Annotated in this window: 17 protein-coding genes and 1 pseudogene; 12 read left to right on the top strand and 6 right to left on the bottom strand. The window is 48.5% G+C overall.

Going from position 1 to position 18,391, the window contains the following annotated elements; translation table 11 throughout:
• Positions 1–71 precede the first annotated feature (71 nt).
• A complete protein-coding gene (locus UL82_RS02080) occupies positions 72–1,130 on the bottom strand; it encodes a heme/hemin ABC transporter substrate-binding protein (RefSeq protein WP_046438768.1) in 1,059 nt (352 codons plus the stop codon).
• A 29-nt stretch (positions 1,131–1,159) separates the two neighbouring features.
• Entirely contained in the window at positions 1,160–3,013 is a 1,854-nt protein-coding gene (locus UL82_RS02075; protein ID WP_046438767.1) for an HtaA domain-containing protein, read from the bottom strand.
• A gap of 159 nt (positions 3,014–3,172) precedes the next feature.
• Between UL82_RS02075 and UL82_RS02070 the strand changes: the two genes are divergently transcribed.
• From UL82_RS02070 to UL82_RS02065, 3 genes are all read left to right on the top strand, one after another.
• Complete coding sequence (locus UL82_RS02070; RefSeq protein ID WP_052735844.1) at positions 3,173–3,814, top strand: hypothetical protein; 642 nt, start codon at positions 3,173–3,175, stop codon at positions 3,812–3,814.
• Between the two features lie 353 nt (positions 3,815–4,167).
• Entirely contained in the window at positions 4,168–4,344 is a 177-nt protein-coding gene (locus UL82_RS11135; protein WP_158407819.1) for a hypothetical protein, read from the top strand.
• Between the two features lie 213 nt (positions 4,345–4,557).
• Entirely contained in the window at positions 4,558–5,703 is a 1,146-nt protein-coding gene (locus UL82_RS02065; RefSeq protein ID WP_046438765.1) for an HNH endonuclease signature motif containing protein, read from the top strand.
• A gap of 77 nt (positions 5,704–5,780) precedes the next feature.
• On the opposite strand, the gene UL82_RS02060 is transcribed toward UL82_RS02065, so the two are convergent.
• Positions 5,781–6,104, bottom strand: coding sequence for a DUF3017 domain-containing protein (locus UL82_RS02060; RefSeq protein ID WP_046438764.1), 324 nt, complete (start codon positions 6,102–6,104; stop codon positions 5,781–5,783).
• A gap of 2 nt (positions 6,105–6,106) precedes the next feature.
• Positions 6,107–6,964 carry a bifunctional methylenetetrahydrofolate dehydrogenase/methenyltetrahydrofolate cyclohydrolase gene (locus UL82_RS02055; RefSeq protein ID WP_046438762.1) on the bottom strand — a complete coding sequence of 286 codons (858 nt, stop codon included), beginning with the start codon at positions 6,962–6,964 and terminating at the stop codon, positions 6,107–6,109.
• A 55-nt stretch (positions 6,965–7,019) separates the two neighbouring features.
• Here UL82_RS02055 and UL82_RS10780 point away from each other — a divergent pair, with 55 nt between their 5' ends.
• Complete coding sequence (locus tag UL82_RS10780; protein ID WP_395922577.1) at positions 7,020–7,538, top strand: tRNA (cytidine(34)-2'-O)-methyltransferase; 519 nt, start codon at positions 7,020–7,022, stop codon at positions 7,536–7,538.
• On the opposite strand, the gene UL82_RS02050 is transcribed toward UL82_RS10780, so the two are convergent.
• Both UL82_RS02050 and UL82_RS02045 read right to left on the bottom strand, forming a co-directional pair.
• The gene (locus tag UL82_RS02050; protein WP_052735843.1) at positions 7,450–8,697 is read right to left on the bottom strand and encodes a PH domain-containing protein; all 1,248 of its coding nucleotides are present in this window, start codon (positions 8,695–8,697) and stop codon (positions 7,450–7,452) included. The genes UL82_RS10780 and UL82_RS02050 overlap by 89 nt on opposite strands.
• A 50-nt stretch (positions 8,698–8,747) precedes the next feature.
• Complete coding sequence (locus UL82_RS02045) at positions 8,748–9,206, bottom strand: PH domain-containing protein (RefSeq protein ID WP_046438761.1); 459 nt, start codon at positions 9,204–9,206, stop codon at positions 8,748–8,750.
• A gap of 449 nt (positions 9,207–9,655) precedes the next feature.
• Between UL82_RS02045 and UL82_RS02040 the strand changes: the two genes are divergently transcribed.
• The 8 genes and pseudogenes from UL82_RS02040 to UL82_RS02005 all read left to right on the top strand — a co-directional run bounded on the left by UL82_RS02040 (position 9,656) and on the right by UL82_RS02005 (position 18,375).
• Positions 9,656–10,672 carry a LacI family DNA-binding transcriptional regulator gene (locus UL82_RS02040; protein WP_046438760.1) on the top strand — a complete coding sequence of 339 codons (1,017 nt, stop codon included), beginning with the start codon at positions 9,656–9,658 and terminating at the stop codon, positions 10,670–10,672.
• A 76-nt stretch (positions 10,673–10,748) separates the two neighbouring features.
• Positions 10,749–12,362, top strand: a pseudogene (locus UL82_RS02035) (sugar ABC transporter ATP-binding protein); the annotation flags it as partial.
• A 275-nt stretch (positions 12,363–12,637) separates the two neighbouring features.
• Positions 12,638–13,549 (top strand): ABC transporter permease, encoded by a 912-nt coding sequence (locus UL82_RS02030; protein ID WP_046441077.1) that lies wholly within the window; start codon positions 12,638–12,640, stop codon positions 13,547–13,549.
• 81 nt (positions 13,550–13,630) lie between these two features.
• Positions 13,631–14,554 (top strand): D-ribose ABC transporter substrate-binding protein, encoded by a 924-nt coding sequence (locus UL82_RS02025; RefSeq protein ID WP_046438759.1) that lies wholly within the window; start codon positions 13,631–13,633, stop codon positions 14,552–14,554.
• Between the two features lie 85 nt (positions 14,555–14,639).
• On the top strand, positions 14,640–15,026 hold the full coding sequence (rbsD, locus tag UL82_RS02020; protein ID WP_046438757.1) for a D-ribose pyranase: 387 nt from the start codon (positions 14,640–14,642) through the stop codon (positions 15,024–15,026).
• 277 nt (positions 15,027–15,303) lie between these two features.
• Positions 15,304–16,182: a MetQ/NlpA family ABC transporter substrate-binding protein gene (locus UL82_RS02015; protein WP_046438756.1), complete on the top strand. Its 879-nt coding sequence runs from the start codon at positions 15,304–15,306 to the stop codon at positions 16,180–16,182.
• Between the two features lie 496 nt (positions 16,183–16,678).
• Positions 16,679–17,701 (top strand): methionine ABC transporter ATP-binding protein, encoded by a 1,023-nt coding sequence (locus tag UL82_RS02010; protein ID WP_046438754.1) that lies wholly within the window; start codon positions 16,679–16,681, stop codon positions 17,699–17,701.
• A complete protein-coding gene (locus UL82_RS02005) occupies positions 17,698–18,375 on the top strand; it encodes a methionine ABC transporter permease (protein ID WP_046438753.1) in 678 nt (225 codons plus the stop codon). Before UL82_RS02010 ends, UL82_RS02005 begins: the two co-directional genes overlap by 4 nt.
• Positions 18,376–18,391: the final 16 nt, after the last annotated feature.

Raw genomic sequence — 18,391 nt, 5'->3', positions numbered from 1 at the left:
GAGAGGCCAAATTGCCATTTTGATCATTTTCTAAATCCGGCTGATGGTCAACTGCGTTGCTCTTTTGGGAATTAACTCTGTGGGTCATAAATCGCTTGAGCTAGTCGGAGCAAAGTTTGTCCAGTCATCGGACCAAAAGCTAGTGACTGTCCGTCGGGGATGGTAACAATACGTGGTTTTTGTCCAGCGGTGGTCTGAACCACGCCTGGGCGTTCCAGTAGTCCTTCTAGTCCACCAGTCGATTTCAATCCGTCAGTCATCATAATGAAGATTTCTGGATTAATCCGCGCCAAAGATTCGGCATTAGCTGGTTCAGCGTAAGCAAGGTTATTTTCAGCAGCAAGATCAATACCGCCAACGCCTTCAATCAGATCTTTTGCACCAGTGCCCTCACCCATAATAAAGAAAATGCCACCAGTGCCACGTGTATATAGGAAGGCCATACGCATGGGGTCGTCGGGAACAATGTTTTTAATGGTTTCTCGCGCTAGGGCAATTTCTTCTTCGCTACGGTCAGCGAGTTTTTGACCTTCGTCGACAAGCCCGACAACCTGGGACAAGGTAATGATGTCTTTGGCTACCGAATCAATTGTGCGCTCGGGCTCCATAACAACAGTTGTTACCCCAGCAGCACGAATCTGATCAATAGCATCGCGCGGACCAATGGAATGATCCACGATAAAAAGCGTCGGTTCTAGGCTCAGCACAGCTTCTACATTGATATTGTGCCCACCCTCGGTCACCACAGGACGATCCGAAAGAATATTTTCGGTCGAAGACACACTGCGGCCAACAATATTGTCAGCTAAGCCCAACCCGGTCAAGGTTTTACTGTAGGTGCCATAAATATCTAGGGCAAGAATGCGCGAAACATCATTAACGACGACGTCATAACCGTCGGCATCGGTTAGCTCCACCGGAAGGGCAGGATTAACTTTCGACGACACCGGCTGAACATCATCAAAGGCACCCACATCGGTCACCCCTGAAATTGCCCTAGGGTCGGAGAGGTCTGCAGACTCTATTTCCTCACGCAACTGCGCCGTAGAATCATAGCTTCCCTGTACTCCACAAGCGCTTAATAGCGCAGTGCACAATACCCCGGCGCATAGTTGCGACAGTTTTTTCATGGTCTTATTCACTATTTCCTCATCCCTGCTTAGCTTGGATTGACCATAACGAGTCGACCCATGCTACCGCCGGCGACGACAAAAGCAACCAGTGCTAGTAGCAAATACGAGCTTGTTTCCATACCACCAGTGCTGCTGTTTGCAGCAGCAGTGCGGATCTTGAAGTTTTCGGCACCGTTTTTATAACCAGTGGTGGTTCCTTCTGCCTCAGAACTTCCTAGGGCAGTTCCAGAAGCACCGGCAGCAGATGAACCCGAGGTAGGTGCTGTTGCTCCTGCTGCACCAGTAGCGCAATTAGCCTGTCCGCCTAGGGTCGCGGTGAAAGAAATTGGGTCAATTTCTAGGCCAGGTTCATAAAAATTAGCAAACGCATTTGCTCCCACTGCACTTAAAAACACTTGGCCTTGCCCACTGACCTGAGTATCAGTGACATCCAAAGTATTAAAAGAAATTGTGGCTAATGCTACGCGACCATAATCTGTACGGTTGCCTTCAATATCCGAAGACTTCACATTAGCGATTAGCTCGCCCTGGTTGCCATTAAACTGCACCTCAGGATCAGCGATTGTTAAATCCAACACGCCATGGTGCCCAGTGAAATGCACCGATCCGCTGTGAACAAGGGTGCCCGATTTCTGTCCTACGGTTACCGCACCACTTGACCCGGGGAAGTGAAACTGCTGGTTTGAGTGCTCAATGCCATTAAGCGTCCACGAGCCTTGTGCAATCGAACCGGTGATATAAGACTGGAAGCTCTTTTTAATCCCCCAGGACATCGAAGTCTTTTCTACACCTTTTGCATCCCCTTGTGCGCATACTCCCGATTGTCCCGCTTGAGCAGCTGCCCCTGCCGTATTTCCGCTTGCCGACGCCACAGCTGCCGGAACCGACGGTGCCGTGCCAGCAGCATGAGCAGCCGATGGTCCATTTTGCGCCGGTGGGTTCGCACCTGCCGACTTAGCAGTAGTGTTACCGTTGCTAGCACCGCTTCTCGTAGAATTATTCGTAGCTGTATTAGCACCACCATTACCGGTAAATTCACCGATCTTCTTGACGAAAATCTGCGAATTTCCCATAAAAGTGGTTAGGGCATTCATGGTGTCGTTAGTCTCGGAAAGCAAACCAATAACTTCTTTATTGGTTCCGGTGAAATTTCCAGTAATCGGCTTAGTTGTTCCCCCACCACTATTAGAACCAGAAGAGCCATTTGAGGAACCGCAATTACTCTTTGTACCTACTACGCCACTCGTGCGATCCATCTCGGTGCCAACACCATAATTGCTCATAAAAAGCCGGTCGCCGTCGGCAGTTAAGCGTGTGGTGCCAGATAGATCTACCGAATCAGACTCCAAGTCTGGTGCATTATCTAGGGCAATTTCAACAATTGCGACATCATCGCCGACAAGATTAGGCAATTGCTTCGCATTCGCATGCATACCGTCCAACTGAGTGGCATCATAGTCAGCAAGCAGCTGGGCAGATTGCCCGTTAATACGCACTTTTAGATCCCACAAACTCATATCAAGCAATGGGCCTCGGCCTTCATAGTGCGCGTGGCCACTAAAACGGATTCTGCCACCGAAAGGAATTGTGCCACTAGTTGGGCTATCAATAATAGCTTTTTCTGTGCGAGGAAAAGTAAAAGCACCATCAGGTCCGGTGGCGTCACCAGTAAAACCGGCTCCGTCGCTCATCTCCCAGCCACCTTGAGCAATTCTGCCCATGATGTACGCGCGAAATGACTGTTTCACGCCCCAATTCAAACTGCCGCAAGTAGCTGCACTAGCCACCGCAGGCTCAGCAACCTGTAGGACAAAACCGGCAGGGAAACTAACGAGCGCGGCGGTAGCAAAGGTAGATATAACTTTTCGTAGCTGACTCATAAATTCCTCACAAACTCCTAGGGCAATTTGAGCTAAATGAAGCAACGCCCCCAAAATCGGCAACAAGCAAGGTAAAGCTTCACATACTTCATCAGATATGTATAGGCTACACTTACTTATTTGCCTAATTCACCTGTTCTAGCGCTTGGAGACAACCAAATGACTACCCCCATTCAGTACGCCCTTAATAATCTTTATCCCGACGTTGATCCAGCCACTCCCCAGCCATTAACCCGTAGCGAACGATTTTCTATCGCCCTTGCTAGCGCAGTACTCGCTTTCGGAGCAATTACTGCTGACCTTATTATTGGTGGCGTTGGAATTGTCCTACTGGTTTTTGCCACGGTCACTCCTAGCCGAAAAACCTCCCGTCGCATCCGCTATGAAGCACGTACCCGCTTCCCCAACCACGACTGGGCAGAAAATGACATCGCTCAAAATACCAATTTGAGAATCTTTTTCCCGATCTTTTGGATAACCGCTATTGCAATCTGTTTCGCCGCCTTCTGGTTTAGCCCCACCGAATTAACTACTTATATTGCTATCGCAGCTGCCCTGGCAGTAGCAATAATCGTATGGTTTATGCCAGGGTTAAATCCCCGCTGGTCCTCCCCGAGGGCAAAACGAAGCAAACGCACGATCAAAAAAATTAAGCGTGCACAGCACATGAAATCTGTAGCTCAGACAACTACCGACGAACAAACCATCGCTAAGCAAAGCACAACTTACACGCATGGTTCTACAGCTTCCTCAAATTGCCCTAAGAGCAATGACGACACCACTGAGATCCAGCTACACTAACAAAACACAAGAAGCGACACGGATCTAAACTAACGCGAAAGCTTACCACGCATCTTCAATACTCTCATCAAGGTTTCTTTACTACCCGACTATGAAGTGCTTTTTATGAGGGTGTGGCATTAGGGCAAATTTTGTATGTTTTTTCAACCGCATTAATGAAAAATAACCGCTACCCCAATAAAAACAGCTCCTATCTAGCCCTTTTGCTACACCCTAGTAAAATTGCCCTAGAACTGGGGTTTTATAAGTTTTCCACAGGGTCTGATGTCTGATGTCATTGGAGTTATCCACAGATTTCAGCATTTTCTTGCTCACTATTGCCAACAACATGATGGTGTATCCAAGATGAAAATATGAAAGAAACCCAGCACAGCACTGATCGTCTTGTTGATTTCCTCGACATGAAGCAGACTCTTATTGGACTTTTCTACGATGCGGTTAAATTTTGCGACGAAGTTATCGCTCACCGATGGCGCGCCGATGACCTCTGTGCCGGCCTGCAACTACGTCGCAATATTAGCGGTGATTAGACACGCGCGGCACGAGCACTTGCTATACCACCACCGTCGAAAAGCTCGGACAAAGCAGAGGTAATTAGACAAATTCGGCAACGGGTTCGCGAGCTCCAGCTTAGTATTGATAGCCATGCAATTATCTATGCCAAGGCAAAAAGTGCCGCGCGCAACAATGGATTATCACTGGAACAAACCTGGCTGCATATTCTGTGTGCACTCGATAAAACAATGACCTTCAGACAGCTCGAATCAGCAACAATTGAACAGGTCAAGCGCATTAATCAAGAATCAAATTATGTGCCACATTCGCGCGCTGATCTCTCTGCAGACAATGGCACGGGGATTACATATCTCAATTACCGTATGCGCACCGAAACTAATCAAGACATTATCGAGCACCTTAGCAACCTGCGCAATCGTACACTGCCAAATGAAACACCAAGCCAAGCCCTAGCCCGCGGCATTGAGCAAACGCTACGGCTAGGCATGAATGCGCATTCTCTTATCAAACTCGGCGTCACGGAAGCATTAACACATATCTATAAACCAGCAGCAAACACAAATAACCAAATAGATGCCACAAGCGAAAAGACAGTCCAGCAAACCACACAAACCGCCCACGAAATTGCCAATCACATCCTTGGACTTGCTCACCGTGACAGTAACGAATGCACCTGCAAAACAGCATGCACCTGTATAGACCCACAATGGATGTGGAATCGAATGCGCAGCCCTTACCTCGTCGTAACGCTTGGACAGCTGCTAAAAGCAAGCACAACTCCCCTAGGGCAATTTGGTAGTATCGCTGAGCTTGTCGACGACGTATGCAACAACGTCGGTGCATATGTGGTGTACGACGAATTTACCCGCCAACCGCTCGATGCCGGTAGCCTGGTTCGATTTTCACCAACCCTGCACCGGATGATTCGAGCCCGGGAGCAATCAGTATGCGCCCACCCCGATTGTGATACCCCAGCCGAATATTGTGAAGCCAACCATATTCGCCCTTGGATAGAGGGCGGTCCAACTGGGGTAAACAATATCGTTATGGTGTGTACCCATCATCATCGCCAGCTCACTAATGGCGAAGCCGAGGTACACCTTGAAGCAGACGGCACCATTATCTGGAGAAATTGGCGCACTGGATTTTATGCAAAACAGCAAAAAATAGGCCGCGTACAAGAAGTTTTTACCAAGCTTTTCGAGGAAACCAGCCCAGCTAACGCCATTGAAGATAATTCAAGCACCAAAAAATTGCCGAACATCGAAAACGGCTCATTAACAACCAACAAGCCATCAATGACAGCAAAATACAAAATTTCCGGCTACCTAAAAATAAGAAAACAGCCTAACTCAATTGGCGGGAATAACTGAGATAAGGCTGTTTTTAAGCTATTAAAGCGTCTCGCCTGGCGTCGATAAGTGGATGTCAAACAAGTATTTTGGCATGCCTAACTGCCGAGCGAATCCACAGATGCAGATAAAAACACCATCAGACCACCGATGGTAGTAGTAAAACAAACATCAAAAATGCGGGATCGCACAGCTAGAACACCAAGAACTTTCGAGTCGCATCCTACCCTTAGGGCAGAAAGCCATAACAACGCCACCCCTAGGACAAAAGTAGCGCGTCGCCAGTGTTCGGTAACAGCAAAAAGTCCAGAAATAACAACCCCAACCACAAATAGGGCAATTCCAATGATCTGAATTGCCCTAGGGATGGTGGAGAGCTTTTCATCCTTGTCGTGTGGATTATCCAGTGGCGAGCTAAGCATTTTTACGCTAGTTCTGCCTGTTGTTCCGCTCGTTCGACAACGTTTCGAACCAAAAATGCACGTGTTAATGGCCCAACTCCACCAGGATTTGGTGAAACAGCACCAGCGATTTCCCACACGTCGGGATGAACGTCGCCAAGCAATTTTCCATCTTTACGCGAAACCCCAACGTCAAGAATTGCGGCACCAGGTTTAACCATTTCTTTGGTAAGCATATGCGGCACGCCTGCAGCAGCAACAATAATGTCAGCCGCAAGTGTCTCAGCTTTAAGATCCTGCGTACCAGTATGACACAAAGTTACGGTGGCGTTTTCACTACGCCGAGTCAACATAAGTCCAATAGGACGTCCAACTGTAACGCCACGACCAATCACAACAACTTTTTTACCTGCTGTTTCAATACCAAATCGATGTAGAAGATGGATCGCACCATTCGGGGTGCACGGTAAAGGTGCCGCATCCCCTAGGACAAGTTTGCCCAAGTTCACTGGGTGTAAACCGTCAGCATCTTTTTCAGGATCGATTCGCTCCAAAATGGCATTTTCATCAAGATGCTTTGGCAGTGGTAACTGCACAATGTAGCCGGTGCATGCTGGATCAGCATTGAGCTCATCAATAACCGCATTCAGTTCTTCCTGAGTAGTATTCTCCGGCAAGTCCTTGCGGATAGAACGAACACCGATCTGTTCACAATCCCGATGTTTCATTTTCACATATGAATGGCTAGCAGGATCATCCCCTACTAGGACAGTTGCCAACCCCGGAACGATCCCTTTTTGCCCTAGGGAGGAGACGCGCTTTGCTAAATCCTCAAAAATCTCATCACGGTACAAGTTTCCATCAAGTTTAATAGCAGTCACTCCGCATATTATTCCATGGTTTTTCTTTCCTTGGAATCCCCTTACAATGCGTAGCATGACTTTTTTACCCGCTGATCAGCGTTCCCTTTTTTCTCCTACGGTTCCTCAGGACGCGATTATGCACGTAATTTTTCATCAACCAGTTATCCCCGGCAACACTGGATCTGCCATTCGCCTGTGTGCTGGCACCGGGGCCCACCTGCATTTAGTTGGACCGCTGGGCTTTAATTTCGAAGATAGACAAGTTAAACGTGCTGGTTTGGACTACCATGAATTAGCCAAGGTCAGTGTGCACGAGAACTTAACACAATGTTTAGCTGATATTCCTGGGCGCCTGTTTGCCTTTACGACGAAAGCCACTACCTACCACAGCAATATCGAATATCAGCCTGGCGACGCATTCCTTTTCGGCACCGAACCAACTGGTCTTGATGAGGACACACTGAAGCATCCACGTATTACCGAACTGGTACGAATCCCGATGCTTAAAGGACGTCGCTCCATGAATTTGGCGAATGCCGCGAGTGTGGCAACTTATGAGGCATGGCGTCAATTGGGCTACGCAGGCGCATAAACAAATCCTGCGCATCTCCTAGGGCAATATCGCGTGCAGTCATAGTAACTGGTCCCCTTGCTAACCCGACACGCACACTTTGCATACCAATCATGCGATGTAATGGTGGTGTGGTCACTGATAATTGCTGAATGTGACGTCGAAAAGCAATCGCATATTTGCGCCCGATTTTTCCTTTAGCCGTCACCATATGGAATTGCCCTAGGGCGGCAAACTGTTTATCGGCATCGATTGGCGAAACCCACCGGCCTTTTCGTGGCGTACGATACACCTGCAATTGCTCAAATTGCCCTAGGAGAAGTTGTACGAGTTTCAGTGCTTGCCCCTTCGAGCCCACCGGCAGTAAAGTCACGCCTTTTTCGCCCTGTCCATAGCCCACCACAGTCACGCGCACGCTCCACCAACCGGGGATTCGCCATAGGGCAGGTTGGGACATCTCTACGGCGTGTACTTTGGCGATGGTCACGCTATTGCGATGCAAGGTAGCTAGTCCGTAGGTAACGACAATCTGATCGGCAATTTTGCGTGCAGTAAACCGATACGACCCATCCAAAATGCGCCACATATTGATCGCAGTAGGAATAAGCGACGCTGTGGCGACCGTGACGCCAACAAATAACGTCGTCACGCCTAGGGCAATACTAAACAGCGCGGAAATGCTTAACAAGGTGGCAAGAAAAGAACGCCACACTTTTATTGGAGCAATGATTTCTTCACTTGTTTCGTCGTCGCCAAGCAGCTGATGCCGAATAGCATGCGCTTGTGCCGTTGTAACGTATTCGATAGCCACCGCAGAACCGAGCCCGCCACCGGCTATCTCAATACGCACAGCTGCTAGGCCAAAAAGACGCGCATGAATAGGCTGAACAACATTAACCGCTTGGATTTTATCGCGCGGAGCAATCTGCTGTGTTTTGTGCAACACGCCGCGGGTACTGGTCACACTCAAATTGGTAATTTCGAAAGTATTCGCCCGCCACCAAATTAGTGAAAATGCGAAAACCAGCGCTACAGCAACCACACTTACCCCTAGGGCAAAAACAATAATGCGCACAGTGGCCCAGGTAGATTCTGGATAAGCTCCGGCAGCAAAATCCCCAAATTGCCCTAGGAGGGTGAGAGTTTTTTCAGAAAAAGCCGTAAGCGCAAAAATGATCACCGCGGCTATTGCGCTCCAAGCTCGCAGCAGTGGCGATAATGGATGTACCCTCACAGTTCGACCATTTTCTCAGCGGCTTTATCGGTAATGTTTTTGCGTAGCTGATCGGCAAGTTCTGCAGGTAAACCGGGGATTCTTGCATTCGTCGACAAGCTAGCAGTGCTTACGGTCAATGTTTTTAAACCAGCATGGCGCAGTAGTGGGCCGTGGCTAATCCCAACGTGTTGGATCCGCCCATAGGGAATGACCAGACAGGTATTCCACAAGCGGCCTTTGCTAATAAGCAGCTCCTCTTCGGTTTCCTGCCAACGAATCGCGCGGACTTGGCGCGGGATCAGCCACAATAACCACAGCGCAATTCCGCCTAGGGCAATAACAGCGATATACAGCCAACCCCACGTTTGCTTATCGACGATGCCATACACGACACCAGCAAGTGCGGGCACAACAAACCAAGGCAAGGTGGCAAAGTAGCGTACCTGAATAAGGTTCTCAGAAACAGGGTTCACAGTTATACACTGTATTCCTCCTAGGGCAATTTGGAGCTTTACAAACTGCCCTAAAGAGAAGCCCTAAACCTTCAAAATGGTATTTTCGCATCTTTTTTGCAATCGAATGGTCGTTTATGTAGCCGACAAATCAGAGCACTGTGCTTCTTTAACCAACTCCCATCTGGGGGTAAATTTTTAATAATTCTCAAAATTGCCCTAGGGGGTTGGGTGAGATTCTTTTCTTATATGTACAGGACAAATTCCCCGCCATCATAATTATTCTGGCTGCAGTTTTAATAAATTAGTTACCTCACAATTATTGACAGAATTGCCCTATGACCATAGATTTGTTCCCATAGGGCGTGCAAACGATATCACGCACGTCGCAAAGCAAGAAACCTAAACCATAGAATCGCCACGATCCCCCCTCTGCACCCCTTATGAACGTGACGAGCTAAGGAGAGTCTATGTTTAGTATCACCTTAAAAGATGTCGCGGCACGCGCAGAAGTATCGGTTTCAACCGCTTCTAGAGCATTGGCGGGAAGCTCTTTAATTACCCCTGAGACCAGCAAAAAGGTCATTCAAGCAGCTCGGGAATTAGGTTATCGCCCCAATGTACAAGCCCGTGCATTACGCAACGCCAAATCCAATGCCATCGGACTCGTGGTTCCTAGTTTGGATAATCCTTTTTTCGCACATATTGCTGCGGCCATTGAAACAGCAGCAAACGCACAGGGGATAGCCACTATTATTAGCTCCTCTGCCGAAGATCCACAGCGGTTAATCGCTAGTTTGGAAACACTTGAGCAAAGACAAATGGATGGAATTATCGCAGTCCCGCTGCATGGTTGCGAAACGACGCTTCATCGCATCGCTAAAGAGCGCCCGCTTATTTTGGTCGACCGCGAACTAGATAATTTACCCGCTGTGGTCTCCGATCCACTTCCCGGAATTGCTGCGGCAGTTGCCCAATTACGTGAAAAAGGCCATCGCCATATTGGGTACCTTTCTGGACCACAAGAAACTTCCACTGGACGTGCCCGTCAAGAAGCTTTTATTCAACAAACTAGCAACCTTAAGGTAAGCGTTTATCAAGGCGGATTTGAATACCAAAACGGCTACGAAGGCATGCTCAACCTATTGACTAAAGGGGTAACTGCCATTATTGCCGGAGATTCCATGATGACATCCGGAGCATTGGCGGCATGTCATGAAGCAGGAGTAAAAGTCGGCGAGCAATTAGCTTTGGTTGGTTTTGACGACAATGTATTTCTGCGTATTCAGCCCACCCCGGTTTCTGTCATTGACCAAGATGTACAAACACTTGGCTCGCAAGCGGCACTGCGACTTATTAAGGCGATTAACACAAAAACCACCCCTATTGGCCTGCGTCATCCCACCCGTTATCTTGCCCGATCATCCACCGATTTTCCGCCCACAACCCCAACCAGCCAGGCAACCCAACCCGGGCAAGCCAACTAATTAACCACTTGTTATCAACGGTGAACTAACTACACGTTAAAAATAAGCCTTTCAAGCCTTTAAAAGAGATGTACTTATGAACACACCTACTGCTGAAACTGTCCTAGAGTTACGCAAGGTAGCCAAATCTTTTGGCCCAGTAGAAGTGATTAAAAATGTCACACTGCAGGTGCGAAAAGGCAAAGTCCTCGCCTTATTAGGAGAAAATGGGGCGGGAAAATCCACTCTCATTAAAATGATTGCGGGAATCTACGCCCCTGATAGCGGAGAAATTTTTATTGATGGCGCCGCGGTGACTATCCCCACTGCCAAAGCTTCGGAATCATTAGGGATAGCAACAATTCACCAAGAACTTAACTTGGTTCCCACTATGTCTGTTGCCGAGAACATTATGCTCGGGCGTATTCCACAGAAATGGGGACTTGTTCATCGCAAGCATCTTATTGCTCAAGCCCAGACAGCGCTAAAACTTATTGGCCTCGATATTGATCTGCACACAATGGTCGGCGAGCTTGGCATAGCAAAACAGCAGCTTATCGAAATCGCTAAAGCGCTATCGATGAATGCGCGCATTCTTATCCTCGATGAGCCAACTGCGGCACTCACTGCTAACGAGATCGAAGTACTGTTTACCCTCCTAGGGCAACTTAAAGAAAAAGGCGTAGCCATGATCTTTATTAGCCATCATCTAGAAGAGCTAGCACGTATTGCCGATACCATCGCAGTGCTTCGCGATGGGAGTCTTATCGCAGAAGTTGCCGCAGATACTCCTCAACCTGAACTAGTACGGCTGATGGTTGGGCACGATATTAATGATCAATACCCGCGCCAAGTAGGGCAACAGTATCAGCATGGATTGAATCCGGATACCGTTGCTTCCGCTAGTGCTTCTACTAGTGCTTCCGCTGCCCCAAGCGTCGATAAGCAAAATTCAGCCCCAGTTTTGTTAGAGGTAACAAATCTATCCGCCACTGGAAAATTCAAAAATATTAATTTCACACTTCATGCTGGCGAAGTAGTTGGCATGGCTGGGCTAGTAGGTGCTGGGCGCACTGAAGTAATACGCGCAATTTCTGGTGCCGACAAATATGATACCGGTTCAATCCAGGTTAATGGCATACCGCTTGCGCCAGGCAATATCGCAGCCGCGATTAAAGCAGGTATTGGGCATATCCCAGAAGATCGTAAAGCGCAGGCGCTGGTATTAGGCTCATCGGTGGGGGAAAATTTAGGTTACGCAACTTTGATGTCCACCTCTCGCGCAGGTTTAGCTGATTTGCGCGGACAAAACACTCGTGCCAGAGCTGTTGCTGAAAAACTGCGTATCCGAATGGCTCATCTCAACCAACCTATTTCCAGTCTTTCTGGCGGCAATCAACAAAAAGTTATTTTTGGCCGCTGGGTACTAGCCGGTTCCACAGTATTGCTTCTCGACGAACCAACCCGCGGAGTTGATGTCGGTGCCAAAGTCGAAATCTACAACATTATTAATGAGGTCACAGCAGCCGGCGGCGCAGTGCTTATGGTCTCTTCTGATCTCCCTGAAATTTTAGGAATGTCCGATCGCATCCTTGTTCTCTCTGGTGGAACCTTAGCTGGTGAGCTTCCCGCAGGGGCTAGCCAAGATGAAGTCATGAAATTAGCGGTTTCCCAAGTTTCCTCTTCAGTTACCCCCGATGATTTAACCGAAGCCACCACCATGACTACCGGTTTCAACCTTGGCACTACCGCCTCATCTGTGCCTACCGCACGCATTATGCACGCAGCTACCCCCGATTCCCCAGCAGAAGGGATGTACTCATGAATACTCACGCACCACAACACTCATCTGAACAATCGTCTCATCAAACATCTCACGCGCACTCCGCAAAATCCGCTTTTTCCCGCAGCACTACCAACAGCAGCAGTACTCACAGTGGGAAAAACCCTTATGCTTTTAAACACAGCACAGTTACTAATTGGATAATGAACAATGGCGCACTCGTTGGCCTTCTTGCCCTATGTATTGCGCTTTTTATTGCTACCCCACACTTTTTAACCGTCAATAACCTACTTAATATTGGTGTGCAGGCTGCGACCGTAGCCATTTTGGCATTCGGCATGACCTTTGTCATTATTACCGCCGGTATTGACCTCTCGGTCGGTTCAGTCGCTGCTCTTGGTGCGATGGTCGCAGCATCTTTTTATACCACTATTGGTCTACCAGGGTGGGTAACACTAATTATTGGCCTAGCAACGGGGTTATTAGCCGGTTGTATCTGTGGAATTGCCACCGCATATGGCAAGATCCCTTCATTTATCGCCACCTTGGCCATGATGTCTATTGCCCGCGGTGCCACCTTGGTTATCTCGCAGGGTTCACCGATTCCCACCGCACCGGCAGTAAATTGGATGGGTTCGACAACCGGTTCTTTACCCATTCCGATTGTCATGATGATCATTGCGGGACTGGTGTGTTGGTTTGTCCTTGAGCGCACTGTTTTAGGTCGCTCGATGTATGCGATTGGCGGCAATTTAGAGGCTGCGCGCTTATCGGGGTTACCGGTTCAACGTATCCAAATCACCGTTTTCGCACTTTCAGGTCTCTTTTCTGCCCTAGCAGGATTAGTTATGGCCGGGCGGTTATCTTCTGCGCAACCACAAGCCGGTGTGGGTTACGAGCTTGATGCCATCGCGGCTGTTGTTATTGGTGGGGCTTCTTTATCCGGTGGTCAGGGCAAAGCTACTGGCACATTAATCGGTGCCCTGTTATTGGCTGTAATTCGCAATGGTTTAAATCTGCTGAATGTGTCGTCATTTTGGCAACAAATTGTCATTGGTTTGGTCATTGCGCTTGCCGTGGGCTTCGATGTCATCCGCAATAAAACTGCGCATTAATTCGCTTTACGACGCCCCTGTCAACCTTAAAGAGGCGTCGTCGAAAAGTAATTTTCACCTCTTAGTTAAGGAGTATTGGTAATGTTTTCTCTTCGTCAATCAATCGCACTTGTTTCTGTGGTCGCGCTCTCGCTGGGCTTAGGGGCTTGTAACCGCGATACCGCCGGCAGCGATTCAGTCACTCTTGCCCTATCGACACAAACCAACCCATTTTTCGTTGAGCTTCGTAACGGTGCTCAGGCCAAAGCAGATGAACTAGGGTTAAAACTCGACATTCAAGATGCCTCCGACGATGCCGCCACCCAAACCAATCAACTAAAAAACGCTGAGACCGCCGGCGCGGGTGTAGTCATCGTCAACCCCACCGACTCCGATGCTATCGGTGCTGCCGTAAAATCCCTCAATGCAGCTCATATCCCGGTTATTGCCGTCGACCGTACCGCCAATGAGGGTGAGATTGCCTCTTTCATCGCTTCCGATAATGTCGCCGGCGGTAAACAGGCCGCCGATGCACTAGCCAAATCAATTGGCGAAGAAGGTGAAATCCTCGTTCTCCAAGGCATTGTTGGTTCCTCTGCCTCCCGCGATCGCGGCCGAGGATTCAAAGAAGGATTAAAAGCCTATCCTCGTATCACAATCGTTGGTGAACAAACCGCTAAATTCGACCGTTCAGAAGGACTCAATGTCACCACCAATCTGCTGCAAGCACACCCTAATATCAAGGCAATTTTTGCCGAAAATGATGAAATGGCGCTTGGTGCGATCGAAGCTCTCGGCTCTAGGGCAGGAACAGAGGTAAAAGTCTTCGGTTTCGACGGCACCACTGATGGTCTCGCAGCCATAGAAAAAGGCACTCTAGCTGGCACTATTGCGCAGCAGCCTGCAGAATTAGGGGCACAGGCTGTCGAACAAGCCGCCACAATTCTCAAGGGCGAAACCGCAGTCAAAGAAATCCCCGTCGACGTGGTGACAATCGACTCCACCAATCTCGCCGAATATAAATAACAGCTACCGATACTCTCCTGCCGCAATCAAGACATTATCCCAACACAATGTTCCTGATCGCGGCAGCTTTTCTAGGGACTCCACAATGTTAAAATCTGGTTTACTCAACCCAGCGCTCAATCGCGCCCTGGCGCGTCTTGGCCACACCGACACATTCGTCATCGCTGATTGCGGACTGCCTATTCCCCGCACTGTCGAAGTCATTGATCTTGCCCTAGTGTTTGGAATTCCTAGTTTCGAGGACACTTTCACTGCGATTATGGCTCAGACCGTTGTCGGAAACGCAACCATCGCCAAGCAAACCCCACCAGAAATTCGCGCTCTACTTACTCAACAACTGCCTACTATCACTCCTATTGAACTTAGCCACGAAAAACTAAAAGACCAGGTAGCACAGGCAGCGTTTGTTGTTCGCACCGGCTCAACTACCGCATATGCCAATGTTATTTTGCACAGCGGAGTTGCTTTTTAAGCTTTTCGACGCCTGCGACCGCACATTATGAACCATGCAGTACAGAATTAAACCGAAATGAATATTTTCGATTTTTTGTTCCCTATAGGGCAGTTTTGTTCCGCATGGAGTGCGTCGAAAAGCAAAATTATTCAAACGAAAATTCTAATTCTTTTTATTTAAAATATAGACCAAGCTGTACATAATAAATCGACTCAGCTACTGTTTCCTGCATAACAACGACACATAGCTTGTTTTCTACTTAACGAAAGCGAGCATGCAGAAAGGAACACACCCAATGAAGTTACGTCGATTAGCAGTATTAAGTGCTGCAACTATTCTCACCGCCACCTCTGTCATAGCGTGTTCCAGTGACTCCTCTGGTAGTAATGATGATTCCACCACAATCCGCATTGGCACCACCGATAGCACCCTAAAAGTTTGGGCTGCCTTGGAAGAAGTCGCCGAGAACAACGGACTTAACCTCGACCTGGTCAATTTCTCTGACTACTCAACCCCCAATGTGGCACTTGCACAGGGCGAAATTGATGTTAACCTTTTCCAACACCTGAAATTCCTATCCGAATACAACGCCAAAAATAATGGCACGCTTACCCCTGTTAGCTCTACCGCTATCTACCCCCTAGGACTGTATTGGAAAGACCACAACTCACTCGATGGCATCGAAGGCGAAGAAGTTGTGATCCCCAACGACACCACCAACCAAGGCCGCGCCATTAATGTGCTTGTTCAAGCCGGCCTAATTACACTCAAAGAAGGTGACCTAGGCACCGACCCCACTCCTGCCGATATCGACCAAGACGCTTCCAAAGTGAAGGTTGTCCCAGTAACTGCCGAGCAAACCACCGCCTCATATGGCGAAGGCAAGCCAGCTATCATTAACAACTCTTTCCTTAGCCGTGCCGGCATCGACCCTACCCTAGCCGTATACAAGGACAACCCAGACTCCGAGCTAGCTCAACCATATATCAACGTCTTTGTCACCCGTGCCGACAATGCCACAGATGAAAATATCCTCAAACTTGCTAAACTCTGGCACGATCCTAGTGTGGTTGCCGCCGATTCAGAGGACTCTGGTGGAACCTCCGTCGAGGTAGTCCGCCCAGCATCTGATCTCAAGAAGATTCTTGATCAGCTTGAGGCAGCCGTCAACTAACCCCCTAGGGCAATTTCATGTCTTTTATCTAAGCTTCTTGTCTAGTCGCTACCAGGACTAGACATAAGCAATACATAAAACTTGCCCTAGGGTCTATTACTGGCACATCGTAATAGCGCATAACAGCTTAGAACTGGCCTTTATCGCCATTCTTCGCAACTATTTGCCCTAAACACTCACGAAAACTAAAACACTCAAAATACTATTTTGAGGTTTTTAAAGACTGTTGTGGGTCATCGCGAATGTCTCGAAAACACAATTTTCATTGTATTCGCCAGCTACCGCGTCATATGCATCCTGCGATAAATACGTCCAGTAACCAACACATAAGATTCCCATAATTTGAAATTATTCACTATCGAAATCCTTCACTGGCTTACCGCCTAATTTCTACATCAAGTGCTTTCTAACAGGGCTTATCCCCATAGTCAGCTAAAAATGCGACAGACAGTAATTGTTCAAACTGCCCTAGGGCATAGATAGAAAAGATATCCCCGTGATCGGAACCCGAATTGAGTTCGAAAACCTCACTAAAGTTTTCGACTCTAATAAGAAAAAAGTCACAGCTCTAGACAGCGTCACACTTGAAGTTCAACCCGGCGAGATCCTGGGTGTCATCGGCTATTCCGGTGCTGGAAAATCCACACTTGTGCGCATGATTAACGGTCTAGACACCCCAACCAGTGGCCATCTGCGTCTCGACGGCACTGATATTGTTGGCATGAGTGAAGCTAAATTGCGCACCATTCGCCGCAATATTGGCATGATTTTCCAGCAATTTAATCTTTTTGCCTCGCGCACCGCCGCCGGCAATATCGAGTATCCGCTCCAGCTTGCTGGGATGGCCAAAAAAGAGCGCACTGAGCGAGTCGCTGAGCTTTTAGAATTCGTCGGCTTAGCCGATCGGGGACATAACTATCCAGAACAGCTTTCTGGTGGTCAGAAACAGCGAGTAGGTATTGCCCGCGCGTTGGCCACCAATCCGGCTCTTTTGCTTGCCGACGAAGCCACCTCAGCTCTTGACCCAGAGACCACCCATGAAGTGCTTAACCTACTACGCAAGGTAAATAAAGAATTTGGCATTACCATCGTCGTCATTACTCATGAAATGGAAGTAGTGCGTGCCATCGCCGATAAGGTAGCCGTCATGGAAAACGGCCAGGTAGTTGAATATGGTTCCACATACGAGGTTTTTTCCAACCCGCAGACTCGGGTCGCAAAACGCTTTGTTGCTACTGCCCTACGTAATACCCCCGACGCAATCGAAAGTGAAGACCTCCTAGCCCATGAAGGACGCCTATTTACCATTGATCTCGCCGAGAACTCTGGATTCTTCGCGGCATCCGCTAGAGCGCGCGAGCAAGGTGCGTCGATAAGCATCGTTCATGGCGGAGTAACTACTTTACAAAGACACAGCTTTGGCAAAGTTACTGTGCGCCTGACCGGATCAGAAGAAGCCATTAATAATTTCTATGCTCATCTAAACACCACGACGTGGATTCAGGAGATCGCCCGATGAATACTACTTATCTCGCAGCGGACTGGAATCGGCTTCAAGATACCTTCACCAAAGCCATCGGCGATACCCTTATCATGGTCAGTTCGACACTGATCATTGGCGGTTTTTGTGGTCTTATCGTCGGCATGCTGCTTTATACCACCCGACCAGGAAATATTTTACATAACCGCTTTGTCTATACCCTACTTAACTTCATTGTGAATCTGGTACGTCCGATTCCTTTTATTATTCTGCTCGCGGCTATTGGCCCGCTCACAACAGCTGTGGTAGGCACTCAAATCGGACGTAATGCTGCCATTTTCGGCATGAGCGTGGCCGCAACTTTCGGTGTTGCCCGCATCGTAGAACAAAACCTGGTTACTATCGATCCCGGGATTATCGAAGCCGCACGCTCTATGGGAGCAAGCCCATGGAAGATTATTACCTCCGTTATCATTCCAGAATCGCTTGGCCCACTGATTCTCGGGTTCACCTTCATTTTCATTGCGATTGTCGATATGTCTGCAATGGCCGGCTATATCGGTGGCGGCGGTCTTGGCGACTTCGCCATCGTCTACGGATACCGCGCCTATGATCCGCAAGTCACCTGGGTTGCTACCGCAGTGATCATTTTGATCGTGCAGTGTGCACAGCTGTTTGGCAACTGGGCATCGAAAAAGATCATGCGCCGCTAGGGCAATTTCAGGCTTT

This window comes from Corynebacterium kutscheri (assembly GCF_000980835.1).
GTDB classification, from domain to species: domain Bacteria; phylum Actinomycetota; class Actinomycetes; order Mycobacteriales; family Mycobacteriaceae; genus Corynebacterium; species Corynebacterium kutscheri.
Note: the sequence above shows the minus strand (reverse complement) of the source record. Positions and strands in the feature narration are given on the sequence as shown.

What these genes read in the sequence shown, in the direction of transcription:
- UL82_RS02080 (WP_046438768.1), bottom strand. Translation starts at nt 1,130, where the DNA reads ATGAAAAAACTGTCGCAACTATGCGCCGGGGTATTGTGCACTGCGCTA.
- UL82_RS02075 (WP_046438767.1), bottom strand. Translation starts at nt 3,013, where the DNA reads ATGAGTCAGCTACGAAAAGTTATATCTACCTTTGCTACCGCCGCGCTC.
- UL82_RS02070 (WP_052735844.1), top strand. Translation starts at nt 3,173, where the DNA reads ATGACTACCCCCATTCAGTACGCCCTTAATAATCTTTATCCCGACGTT.
- UL82_RS11135 (WP_158407819.1), top strand. Translation starts at nt 4,168, where the DNA reads ATGAAAGAAACCCAGCACAGCACTGATCGTCTTGTTGATTTCCTCGAC.
- UL82_RS02065 (WP_046438765.1), top strand. Translation starts at nt 4,558, where the DNA reads ATGACCTTCAGACAGCTCGAATCAGCAACAATTGAACAGGTCAAGCGC.
- UL82_RS02060 (WP_046438764.1), bottom strand. Translation starts at nt 6,104, where the DNA reads ATGCTTAGCTCGCCACTGGATAATCCACACGACAAGGATGAAAAGCTC.
- UL82_RS10780 (WP_395922577.1), top strand. Translation starts at nt 7,020, where the DNA reads ATGACTTTTTTACCCGCTGATCAGCGTTCCCTTTTTTCTCCTACGGTT.
- UL82_RS02040 (WP_046438760.1), top strand. Translation starts at nt 9,656, where the DNA reads ATGTTTAGTATCACCTTAAAAGATGTCGCGGCACGCGCAGAAGTATCG.
- UL82_RS02030 (WP_046441077.1), top strand. Translation starts at nt 12,638, where the DNA reads ATGAACAATGGCGCACTCGTTGGCCTTCTTGCCCTATGTATTGCGCTT.
- UL82_RS02025 (WP_046438759.1), top strand. Translation starts at nt 13,631, where the DNA reads ATGTTTTCTCTTCGTCAATCAATCGCACTTGTTTCTGTGGTCGCGCTC.
- rbsD (WP_046438757.1), top strand. Translation starts at nt 14,640, where the DNA reads ATGTTAAAATCTGGTTTACTCAACCCAGCGCTCAATCGCGCCCTGGCG.
- UL82_RS02015 (WP_046438756.1), top strand. Translation starts at nt 15,304, where the DNA reads ATGAAGTTACGTCGATTAGCAGTATTAAGTGCTGCAACTATTCTCACC.
- UL82_RS02005 (WP_046438753.1), top strand. Translation starts at nt 17,698, where the DNA reads ATGAATACTACTTATCTCGCAGCGGACTGGAATCGGCTTCAAGATACC.